Genomic DNA, 12,641 nt, shown 5'->3' on the forward strand with positions numbered 1-12,641 from the left:
TCTTGCCGCTTCCGCGGCGTTTCTTGTACTTCCTTTGTATTCAAAATGTAAAAAGGAAGGCAGAATCGTGTCCGCACCGTCCTACAGCCGTCGCAACCAAATGCGTCGAATGTTGCAGAGCGTCCAAACGACATAGGCTGCGCATAGCCTTTTGTACGGTGGCGCAACGGATCGTCAAGGGGCAATATCCGGCCCATGGAGTGAATGCTTTGTAGTTACTCACAATGGATACATGTAGGCCGACGTACGAAGCAAGGAAGCAACAGCGCTAACAGCGGAGCCACCAGTTCATGGAACAAGGACCTCAACCCAATTCCTCGACCGAGGCGACGGCGCATTCGCTGCCCGACCTGTTCGTACCCCGTGCCGGCGCAGCGGGGCAAGCCACGGTGCAAGTCTCCAGCCTCGATATCCCGCCGGCACTCGCGGCCCGCTGGGCCGCGCAGGCGCAGGCGTCCGGCCTTCTGCCGGACACGCTCTTCGCCGCTTCATGGATCCTGCTTCAATCCCGCTGGCTGGGCCTGGCGGCGGTGGAGTTTCACGAAGCGCCGGGTGCCGGCGTCGCGGTGGATTGCGACGACACCACGACAGCAGCGCAATGGCTGGCCACGGTCGACAGCGCACGTCGCAATACCGTCGTCGCATCGGGGGCCGGATCGCCGTCCCCTTTTGCGCTCTGGCTCCGTGACGGCGCGAGCGCCGGCCAGGCCGACGCGCCTTCGCTTCAGCTGGAATTCCATGCGCCCGCGGGCCGGCCGGCGACGCTCCGGCTGGCTGCCAGCGCATCGCTGATGGACAGCGCGATCGCGGTCAGCCTGCTGCTGGCCATCGCCGATACCGCCTCGGATCTGCTCGATCGCCCCGCGGCACGCCTGCGCGAGATCCGCACGCTGCCGGCCATCGACAGCCAGCGCCAACTGGAGAGATGGAACAGCGCAGCCTCGGCCTATGACGTGGGGCTGACCGTTCATGCCATGTTCGACCGGCAGGTCGCCGCGCGGCCCGATGCGATCGCGCTCGCGGGCGACGCAGGCGCGCTGAGCTACCGCGAGCTGGCCGCGCGCGCCGAGCTGCTGGCGCGCCGCCTGCAGGCGCGCGGCATCCGTGCCGGCGACACCGTGGGCGTGATGCTCGACCGTTCGAGCGCGGCCGTGGTCGTGCTGCTCGGCCTTCTGAAGGCCGGCGCGGTCTACGTGCCGGTGCAGCCCGACTTCCCGGCCGAGCGCATCGCGTTCATGCTCTCGCATTCCGATGTCGGCCTGGTCGTGACCCAGGCCGCGTACCGGCAACTGGTGCCGAGCGAACGGCCCCTGCTGTGCATCGACGACGGCGCCGGCCAGGATGCCGCGCTGCCGCCGCTCGCGCCGGCAGCGGCCGACGGCGAATCGATCGCCTATGTGATGTACACCTCGGGCTCGACCGGCACGCCCAAGGGCATCGAGATCTGCCATCGCTCGATCCTGCGCCTGGTGGTCGATGCGCACTATGTCGAGCTCCGTCCGGGCGAGGCCGTGCTGCATGCGGCACCGCTGGGTTTCGATGCCTCGACGCTGGAAATCTGGGGCCCGCTGCTGAACGGCGGCATCTGCGTGGTGCATGACGAGAAAGTGCCGACGGGCGCCGGCCTCGCGCGCACCATCGCCCGGCATTCGGTCCAGACCGCCTGGCTCACCGCCGGCCTGTTCAACGCGGTGGTCGACGACGATCCCGCGCAACTGGCCGGCCTGCGCCAGCTGCTCACCGGCGGCGAGGCGCTGTCGGTATCGCATGTGCGGCGCGCGCTGGCGGCGCTGCCCGGGCTCACGCTGATCAACGGCTACGGGCCGACCGAGTGCACGACCTTCGCCGCCACCCACCGCATTCCGCGGGACCTGCCGGCCGACGCGCGCTCGGTGCCCATCGGCCGCCCGATCAACGACACCGTGCTGCGCGTGCTGAGCCCCTCGATGGCGATGCTGCCCGCCGGCTTGGTCGGCGAGCTCTGCATCGGCGGGCGCGGCCTGGCGCGCGGCTACCTGCAGCGCCCCGACCTGAGCGCCGAACGCTTCGTGGCCGATCCCTTCGGCGCGCCGGGCGAGCGTCTCTACCGCACCGGCGACCAGGCGCGCTGGCTGCCTGACGGCAGCATCGAATACATCGGCCGCCTCGACGGCCAGGTGAAGATCCGCGGCCATCGCATCGAGATCGGCGAAGTCGAGGCCGCGCTGCTCGCCCATCCCGGCATCAAGTCCTGCGCGGTCGTGCCGCGCGCAGACGCGGCAGGCCGGCTGCGTCTCGTGGCCTACCTCGTGGCGCGCGGCGCCGAGCTGCCCTGGACCGTGCTGCGCCAGCATCTCGCCGACCGCCTGCCCGAAGCCATGCTGCCCGCGGCGCAGGTCTGGCTCGAGCAGCTGCCCGTCACGACCAACGGCAAGCTGGACCGCCGCGCGCTGCCCGAGCCGCCGCGGCAACGGCCCGAGCTCGCGCAGCCTTTCGAGGAAGCGCGCAACGATGCGGAACGCCGCGTCTGCGCCGCCTTCGCGCGCGCCCTGGGCCTCGACCAGGTCGGCCGCAGCGACAACTTCTTCGACCTCGGCGGCGATTCGCTGCTGGTGCTGCGCGTGCTGCGCGATCTGCAGCAGGGCAGCGAACGCCGCCTCTCGACCAACCTGTTCTTCCGCCAGCCGACGCCCGCGGCCCTGGCCGCCGACATGCAGGCGCAGCACGACGAGCCCGCCGCGCCGCAGCGTGAACGCGCCGTCGCAGCAATGCCGGCAAGCACCGGCGACATGGAACCGGTGGCACTGATCGCCATGGCCGGCCGCTTCCCGGGCGCGGCGGACGTCGAGCAGTTCTGGGACAACCTGATGGCCGGCCGCGAGTCGATCAGCTTCTTTGACGATGCGACGCTGGACGCCGGCGTCAGCGCCGCGCTGCGCGCCGACCCGCTCTATGTGCGCGCCCGCGGCGTGATCGACGACATCGATCAGTTCGACGCCGCCTTCTTCGGCATCAACCCGAAGGAAGCGGAGCTCATGGACCCGCAGCAGCGCGTGTTCCTCGAGATCTGCTGGGAATGCCTGGAACGCGCCGGCTACGTGCCCGACCAGGCGCCCGGCCCGGTCGGCGTGTACGGCGGCATGTACAACGCCAGCTATTTCCAGCGCCATGTCTCGACCCGGCCCGACCTGGTCGAGATGGTCGGCGAGTTCCAGGTGATGCTGGCCAACGAGAAGGACTACATCACCACGCGCGTGGCGAACAAGCTCAACCTCACCGGCCCGGCCGTCAGCGTGCACACCGCCTGCTCGACCTCGCTGGTCGCGATCGCGCAGGCCTTCTTCGCGCTGCGCACCGGCCAGTGCCGCATGGCGCTGGCGGGCGGCGCATCCGTCACCTGCCCGCCGAAGAGCGGCTATCTCTACAACGAAGGCTCGATGCTGTCGCCCGATGGCCATACGCGCAGCTTCGATTCCAAGGCGAAGGGCACGGTGTTCAGCGACGGCGCGACGGTTGTGCTGCTCAAGCGTCTCTCCGACGCGATCGCCGACGGCGACACCATCTACGCGGTGCTGCGCGGCGCGGCCATCAACAACGACGGCGGCGCCAAGGCCAGCTTCACCGCGCCCAGCGTGGACGGCCAGGCCGCGGTGATCGAAGCCGCGCTCGCCTCGGCCGGCGTCGAGGCGCGCAGCATCTCCTACATCGAGACGCACGGCACCGCGACGCCGATGGGCGATCCGATCGAGGTCGAGGGCCTCGCGCGCGCCTTTGCCGCGCACACCGCCGACACCGGCTTCTGCACCATCGGCTCGCTGAAGAGCAATGTCGGGCACATGGTCACCGCCGCGGGTGCGGCCGGCCTCATCAAGACCGCTCTCGCCCTGCACTGCGAGGCGATCCCGGCCAGCCTGCACTACGAGGCACCGAACCCGGCCATCGATTTCGACGCCACGCCCTTCCGCGTGAACAGCCGGCTTCGCCCCTGGCCGCGCGAGGCCGCGCCGCGGCGCGCCGGCGTCAGCAGCTTCGGCGTTGGCGGCACGAATGCGCACGTGATCGTCGAGGAAGCGCCGCTCGCTGCGCCTTCCGATCCGGCGCGCGGCCCGCAACTGCTCACGCTCTCTGCGCGGACGCCGGCGGCGCTCGCCACCGCCGCCGCCCGGCTGGCCGATCACCTCGACGCGCACCGCGAGCTCTCGCTGGCCGACGTCGCCCATACGCTGCGCGTCGGACGCAAGCAGTTCGCACAGCGCGCCTGCGTGGTCGCCGAATCCATCGACGAAGCAGTGACGGCACTGCGCAGCGCCGATTCGGCCGCACGCGCCGGCGCCTCGATCAACGCCTGGGTGCCGCAGGCGGTCTTCATGTTCCCCGGCCAGGGCGCGCAGTACGCCGGCATGGGGCGCACGCTGCATGCCGCGGAGCCGGTGTTCCGCGCCGCCTTCGACGAATGCCTGCAGGCTTTCGACGGCGTGCTCGGCTTCGACCTGCGCGAGCGCATGTTCTCGGACGATGCTGCCGCGCTGGCGCCGACCTCGGCCACGCAGCCCGCCACCTTCGCGCTCGAATACGCGCTGGCACGCCAGCTCATGGCGCTCGATGTGAAGCCGGCCGCGATGATCGGCCACAGCGTCGGCGAGTTCGCCGCCGCCGTGCTGGCCGGCGTGATGCGGCTCGAGGACGCGGCGCGGCTGGTCGCGCGGCGCGGTGCGCTGATGCAGGCATTGCCCGCCGGCACCATGCTCTCGGTGCGGCTGCCGGCCGCCGAGCTGCAGCCGCTGCTGCCCGTAGGGATTTCGCTGGCGGCCGACAACGGCCCGGCGGTCTGCGTGGCCGCAGGCCCGAGCGACGCCATCGAGAAGCTGCGCGCCGAGCTCGAAGCCAAGGGCATCGTCGCGAAGACGCTTTCGACTTCGCATGCCTTCCACTCCGCGATGATGGATGCGGCCGTCGCGCCCTTCGAGGCGCTGGTGCGCGAAACCCCGCTTGCCGCGCCTCGGCTCCCGATCTACTCGACCCTCACCGGCCGCCTGCTGAGCGCCGAGGAAGCGACCGACCCGCGCTACTGGGCGCGCCACCTGCGCGAGACAGTGCGCTTCTCGCCCGCCGTGCGCGAGGTGCTGGGCCAGCTCGCGCATCCGCTCTTCGTCGAGATCGGCCCGCGCAACACGCTGGCCACCCTGGTGCGCCAGCACGCCTCCAAGGCCCTGCCCGCACCGGCGGCCTCGCTGCTCGCCGACCAGCCGAGCAGCGAGAGCGCGGCCTGGCGGCTCGGCGCCGGCCGGCTCTGGGCCCAGGGCGTCGAGATCGACCTGGCCGCCCTCGACAGGCGCGCACGCAAGCAGCGCGTGCGCCTGCCCACCTACCCCTTCGAGCGCAAGCGCTTCTGGGTCGACATCGCTTCGGCGCCTGTCGCACCAGCGCCTGCGCCCGCGCCCGCTGTTTCCGCATCCGTGCCCCCACCGACCCCATCGATTCCGGAGTTGACAATGACCGTCGCTGCTGCTGCCGCCACTTCCGCACCGCCCGCGCGGCGCGCCTCCCTCGTCGCGCGCCTGCGCGAGCTGTTCGAGAACCTCTCGGGCGCCGAGATGGCCGACGTCGACGGCGCCGCGCCCTTCGTCGAGATCGGCCTCGACTCGCTCACGCTCACGCAGGCCGCCCTGCAGGTCAAGAAGACCTTCAAGGTCAACCTGACGTTCCGGCAGCTGATGGAGAGCTATCGCAGCTTCGACGCGCTGGCCGAGTTCCTCGATGCGACGCTGCCGCCGGAAGCGGCCGCGCCAGTGCCCGCGCAGGCCGCGCCGGCGATGCCGGTCGCCGCGCAGCAGCAACAGCAGCCGGTGCCCGTGGCGATGCCGGCCATGCAGCCCGTGGCGCCGCTTGCGGCCGGCGCCAACGGCAGCCTGATGCAGCAGGTGATCGCGCAACAGATGCAATTGATGCAACAGCAACTCGCATTGCTGTCGGCGGCGCCGACGGTTCCGGCCAGCCCTGCGCTGCCGGCACCGGCGGTCGAGCAACCCACGCCCATGGCCACCGCCGCGGCCACGGCGTCCAACACCCCCGAGCCGGCTGCCGAGGAGCCGCCCGTCGCACCGAAATACGACGTCAAGAAAGCTTTCGGCGCCATCGCGCGCATCCACACGCAGAGCAAGGAGCCTACCGAGCGCCAGAAGGCGCGGCTGGCGGCCTTCATGCGCCGCTATGTCGAGCGCACGCAGAAGAGCAAGGCCTTCACCGAGCGCAACCGCCCGCACATGGCCGATCCGCGCGTGGTCAACGGCTTCCGTCCCGCAACCAAGGAGATCACCTACCAGATCGTGATCGAGCGCTCCAAGGGTTCGCGCATGTGGGACATCGACGGCAACGAGTACGTCGACACGCTCAACGGCTTCGGCATGAACCTCTTCGGCTGGACGCCCGACTTCATCAACGAGGCGGTGAAGAAGCAGCTCGACCTGGGTTACGAGATCGGCCCGCAGCACCCGCTGGCCGCCGACGTGACCCGGCTCTTGTGCGAGCTCACAGGCTTCGACCGCGCGGGCCTGTGCAACACCGGCTCCGAGGCGGTGATGGCGGCGCTGCGCATCGCACGCACCGTCACCGGCCGCAGCACCGTGGTGCTCTTCACCGGTTCCTACCACGGCACTTTCGACGAGGTGCTGGTGCGCGCGGGCCGCAATGCCAAGGGCATGTCGGCGGCACCCGGCGTGCTGCAGGGCATGTTCGGCGACGTGCGCGTGCTGGACTACGGCACGCCCGAGGCGCTCGAATTCATCCGCGCCAACGCCGAGGACCTGGCTGCCGTGCTGGTCGAGCCGGTGCAGAGCCGCCGGCCCGACTTCCAGCCGCGCGAGTTCCTGCGCGAGGTGCGCGCGATCACCGAGAAGTCCGACACCTGCCTGATCTTCGACGAGGTCATCACCGGCTTCCGCTGCGACCTGGGCGGTGCGCAGGCGCTGTTCGGCATCCGCGCCGACCTCGCCACCTACGGCAAGGTGCTGGGCGGCGGCTTCCCCGTCGGCGTGATCGCCGGCAGGCGCCAGTACATGGATGCGCTCGACGGCGGTCCCTGGCAGTACGGCGACGACTCGGTGCCCACCGTGGGCGTGACCTACTTCGCCGGCACCTTCGTGCGGCATCCGCTCGCGCTGGCCGCGGCCAAGGCCGCGCTCGAACACCTGAAGGCGGACAACAACAAGCTGCAGACGCAGCTGAACCTGCACACCGCGGCCATGGCCGACGAGCTCTCGGCCTTCTGCCGCGAGGTCGGCGCGCCGGTCGAGATCCGCTACTTCTCATCGCTGTGGCGCGTGAGCTGGCTCGAAGACCATCCGCTGCAGGACCTGCTGTTCGCGATGATGCGCAGCCGCGGCGTGCACATCCTCGACAACTTCCCCTGCTTCATGACGGCCGCGCATTCGCAAGAGGACATCGCGACCATCAAGTCCGCCTTCAAGGAATCGGTCGCCGAGATGCAGGAAGCCGAGCTGCTGCCGCGCCGCGCCGCGCCCAAGACGGTGCTCGACCCCTCGCATCCACCCGCACCCGACGCGCGGCTCGGCCGCGACAAGGACGGCCAACCCGCGTGGTTCGTGCCCGATCCGAACGCCCACGGCAAATTCACGAAGTACAAAGCATGATCGACGCAGTCGCCACCCTGTCCGCCGAGGACGCCACCGAGGACTTCGATCCCTTCGCCTCGGGCCTGATCGAGCGGGTCGTCTCGACCACCGAGGCGCAGCGCGAAGTCTGGCTCGGCGATCGCCTGAGTCCCGAAGCCTCGCTGGCCTACAACGAGACGCTCCGGCTGCGCCTCAAGGGCACGCTGGACACGCGTGCGCTCGCCAGCGCGCTCGACCGGCTGGTCGCGCGCCACGAGTCCCTGCGCGCCACCATCTCGCCCGACGGCACGCAGCTGCTGATCGGCGAGGCCGTGCCGGTCCACATGGCCGAACACGACCTCGGCGCGCTCGATGCGGCGGCGCAGAAGCGCAGGCTCGAGGAAGACGGCGTGGCCGCCGTGCTCGAGCCCTTCCAGCTCGAGCAGGGCCCGCTCTTCCGGGCCGCGCTCTACCGCTTGTCGCCGATCGACCACGTGCTCGTGATGAGCGCGCACCACGCCGTCTGCGACGGCTGGTCCTGGGGCGTCATCAGCCAGGACCTCGGCAGTCTCTATGCCGAGCAGATCGGCGCCGGTCCGGCATTGGCGCCGGCGGCCCAGTACTCCGACTACGCCGCCTGGGAGGCGCAAGAGGCGAACAGCCCCGAGATGGACGCCCACGTCGGCTACTGGCTCTCGCGCTTCGCCGGCGGCAGCCTGCCGGTGCTGGAGCTGCCGCTCGACCGCCCGCGGCCGGCCGTGCGCACCTTCAATGCCTACCGCATCGATCATGTGCTGAGCCAGGACCTGATCGACGGCCTGCGCAAGGTCGGCGCCGTCTCGGGCACCAGCCTGTTCGCGACCATGTTCGGCGCCTTCGCCGCGACCCTGCACCGCCTGACGGCGCAGGACGACCTGGTGATCGGCATCGCGGCCGCGGGCCAGATGCCCAGCGACATGCCCTCGCTGGTGGGCCACTGCGTCAACCTGCTGCCGATCCGCGTGGCGGTCGACGCCCAGGCGCCCTTCGATGCGCTGGCGCGCCAGGCAGGCAGCGCCCTGCTCGACGCCTTCGAACACCAGACCCTGACCTACGGTGCGCTGCTCAAGAAGCTGCCCGTGCCGCGCGACCCCAGCCGGCTGCCTCTGGTGAACGTGCTGTTCAACGTGGACCGCGATGCAGCGCCCAACGAGGGCAATTTTCCGGACCTGCAGGTCGAGCAGAGCACCATCGCGCGCCGCTACGAGAACTTCGAGCTCTTCCTCAACGTGACGCCCGTGGTGGGCGGCATGCAGATGGAGGCGCAGTACAACGCCGACCTCTACGACGATGCGACCGTGCGGCGCTGGCTCGGGATGTACGAAACCTTGCTGCGCGCCGTGGTGCGCGAGCCGGCCTGCCCGGTCGGCAAGCTCGCGCTGCTGTCGCCCGCCGAAGCGCATGCCCTCGCGACGCTGCAGCCGGCGCCGACGCCATTGGAAGGCGCGCCGCTGATGCATGCCGGTTTCATGACGCATGCGGCGACGCAGCCCGCGCAGCCGGCTTTGCGCGACGGCGCCCAGCGCATGAGCTACCGCGAACTCGACGAGCGCTCGAACCGATTGGCCCATGCGCTGCGTGCGCGCGGCATGGGCCGCGGCGAACGCGTCGGCCTGTGCTTGGACCGCGGCTTCGACATGTTCGTGGCCCTGCTCGCGGTGCTCAAGAGCGGCGCCGCCTACGTGCCGCTCGACCCCGCCTTCCCGCAGGCGCGGTTGGACTACTACGCCGAGGATGCGAAGCTCGGGCTGCTGCTGACCGCCTCCTCGATCGCCGCGGCACCGAAGATGTGGCGCGAAGACGCGGCCGACCGCGTGCTGCTGCTCGACCTGGACACCGCCTGGCAGAACGAAGCGCCCACGCCGCTCGCGCCCGGCGCCCAGGATGCGCAGGGCGAGGACACGGCCTACGTGATCTACACCTCCGGCTCGACCGGCAAGCCCAAGGGCGTGTGCGTGCCGCACCGCGCAGCGGCGAACCTGATGCAGACCATGCAGCGCGAGCCGGGCATCGGCCCGAACGACCGCATGGCGGCCGTGACCACGCTGTCCTTCGACATGGCGGTGCCCGAAGTCATGCTGCCGCTGGCGGCCGGCGCGGAGATCGTGATCGTGCAGCGCGAAGTCGCGATGGACGGCAATCGGCTGCGCGCGCTGCTCGAGTCGGAAGCCATCACCATCCTGCAGGCCACGCCCGGGATGTGGCGGCTGCTGCTCGACGCCGAGTGGTCGGGCCCGCGCGGCTTCCGCGCCTGGATCGGCGCCGAGCCGGTGCCCGCGGATCTCTCGCTCGAGTTGATGGACCGCACGAGCGAGCTCTGGAACCTCTACGGACCGACGGAAACCACCGTGTGGTCGACCGTCTGGCGCATGGAGCGCCCGATCGTCGCGGCGCGCGGCGTCTCCATCGGCCGGCCGATGGCCAACACCGGCGTCTGGATCCTCGACGGCAACCTGCAGCCTTGCCCGATCGGCGTGCCGGGCGAGATCTGCATCAGCGGCCTGGGCGTGACGCTGGGCTACCTCGAGCGGCCCGAGCTCACGGCCGAGCGCTTCGTGACGACCGCGATCGATGGCGTCGATACGCTGATCTATCGCAGCGGCGACCGCGGCCGCTGGCGCAACGACGGCCTCTTGGAGCACATGGGCCGCTTCGACTTCCAGGTCAAGGTGCGCGGCTACCGCATCGAGCTCGGCGAGATCGAGGCGCGCTGCAACGAGCTAACGGGCGTGGCGCGCAGCGTGGTCGTCACGCGCGAAGACCAGCCGGGCGACGTGCGCCTGGTGGCCTACCTCGCGCCCTCGCCGGGCGCCACGGTGGACCTGACCGCGCTCGACCGCCACTTGCGCAGCCGCCTGCCGCAGTACATGGTGCCGCAGCACGTGGTCGGCCTCGACGCCATTCCGCTGCTGCCCAACGGCAAGGTCGATCGCAAGGCGCTGCCCAAGCCCAGCGCGACGCGGCAGGAAACCGGCGAGCGGCTGGCGCCGCGCAACGAGCGCGAACGCATCGTGCTGGAGACCATGGAGCGCGTGCTCAATCTGCCCGGCCTCGGCATCCGCGACGATTTCTTCTCGCTGGGCGGCCATTCGCTGCTGGCGGCGCGGCTCGCGACCCTGCTGAGCCGAGAGTTCGGGCTCACGGTGCCGCTGCGCATGCTGTTCGAGGCGCCGACGGCCGAACGGCTGGCCGCGGCGATCGAAGGCCTCGACGGCAGCAACGCGCCGCGCAGCGCACCCATCGCGCATGTCGCGGACCGCAGCAGCGCACCGCTCACGCCGATGCAGGAGCGCATCCGTTTCGTGGAAGAGCTGCATCCCGGGCGTCCGACCTACAACGCCCCGTCCGCGCACCGGCTCGGCGGGCCGCTGGACATCGAGAAGTTCAAGGCGGCGCTGCAGACGATCATCGCGCGGCAACCCTCGCTGCGCACCGCGGTCGGCACCGATCCCGCCACCGGCGCGCCGGCCGCACTGATCGCGAAGGACGTGGCCTACGAACTCCCGGTGTTCGACCTCGGCGACTTGCCGGAGGACCAGCGCGAAGCCGAGCTGACCGAGCGCATGCACGAGATGGCCGATCGCCCGATCGACATCCATCGCGCACCGATGTTCCACGCGGCGCTCTACAAGATCGCGGCCGAGGATCACGCCTTCGTCTTCGTGCCGCATCACCTGATCTGGGACGGCTGGTCCTTCGACATCCTGCAGAGCGAGCTGTCGACCGTCTATGGCGCGCTGGTGCGCGGCGAGGCGCACGGGTTGTCCGAGCTGGCCGTGACCCACGGCGACTATGCCGACTGGTATGCGCGCTGGCTCACCGAGCCCGAGGCCGAGCTCCAGCTGCGCTACTGGAAGGACCGCTTCGCGAACTCGCCGACGCCGAAGGCGCCACGCACCGACATGCCGCGCCGCGCGGGCATGAGCGGCCAGGGCGGCGCGCACTGGATCAATGTCGACAAGGCGCTCACCGAGCGGCTGCGCGAGACCGGCCAGCGCCACGACGTCACGCTCAACATGCTGACCCTGGGCGTCTATATTCTCATGATGAGCAGCATCGTCGACAGCCGCTCGATCGTCATCGCCACGCCGGTGCGTGGCCGCGAGGCGCCCGAGCTCGAGCCCGTGATGGGCTTCTTCAACAACGTGCTGCCGCTGTCCTTCCAGATCGACCGCTCGCTGCGCTTCGGCGAGTTCATGCGCTACGTCAAGCAGGAGCTGATCGCGGTGATGAGCCATCAGCAGATCCCCTTCGAGCGCCTGGTCAGCGAGCCCGAGTTCGTGGAGCGCGCGCAGGGCGTGGGGCTCTACCAGGCCCTGTTCTCGTTTCAGGACGCGCGCGAGCGGCCGCGCGACATCGGCGGCCTCCAGCACCGCCAGATGCATCTGCCGCAGCGCGGCGCGACCGACGATCTCGGCATCTGGCTGATGGACAAGCCCAACGGCCTCGAAGGCGCGGTGGTCTACAACGCCGACATCTACAAGCGCGAGACCGGCGCCGCCTTCAAGGAGCGCTACCTCGAGCTGCTGCGCCTGGTCGCGCAGCAGCCGGACGCCACGCTGGAAGCCATCGCGGCGCCGGCCGGCTCGGACAGCGCGGTCTATCTGCAGCGGCTCGCAGCCGACGCCGCGCCGGCACCCGCCGCCGCGCAAACCGTGGCCGCGCGGCCTCCGCAGGCGCAGGCGCAGGTGCTGCTGCTGCCCGAGCAGGCGAAGCTGGCCCAGATCTGGGCCAGCGCGCTCAGCATCGACGTCAACGACATCCGCGCCAACGACAACTTCTTCGACCTCGGCGGCGACTCGCTGCTCGCGATGCGCGTCATCCAGCAAGCCGAACAGGTGATGGGCTTCCGCGTGGAACCGCGACGCTACGTATTCGAAGGCCTGGGGCAGCTGGCCTCGGCCGCTGCCGGCACGGCGCTCGACGCCTTGGCCGCCGCGCCGGCAGTGAACGAGTCGCGGCGCGGCGGCCTGCTCGGCCGCGTGTTCTCCGGCTGGAGCCGCAAGAGCTGAA

At 70.5% G+C, this 12,641-nt stretch carries 2 protein-coding genes; both read left to right on the forward strand.

Annotation, left to right across the window (positions count from 1 at the left end; genetic code table 11):
• The first annotated feature begins 290 nt into the window (after positions 1–290).
• Positions 291–7,628: an amino acid adenylation domain-containing protein gene (locus AC3A6B_RS14060; RefSeq protein WP_487837308.1), complete on the forward strand. Its 7,338-nt coding sequence runs from the start codon at positions 291–293 to the stop codon at positions 7,626–7,628.
• Positions 7,625–12,640, forward strand: coding sequence for an amino acid adenylation domain-containing protein (locus tag AC3A6B_RS14065; RefSeq protein WP_487837309.1), 5,016 nt, complete (start codon positions 7,625–7,627; stop codon positions 12,638–12,640). Before AC3A6B_RS14060 ends, AC3A6B_RS14065 begins: the two co-directional genes overlap by 4 nt.
• Position 12,641 lies beyond the last annotated feature (1 nt).

The organism is Variovorax sp. Soil_C_33 (assembly GCF_057656935.1).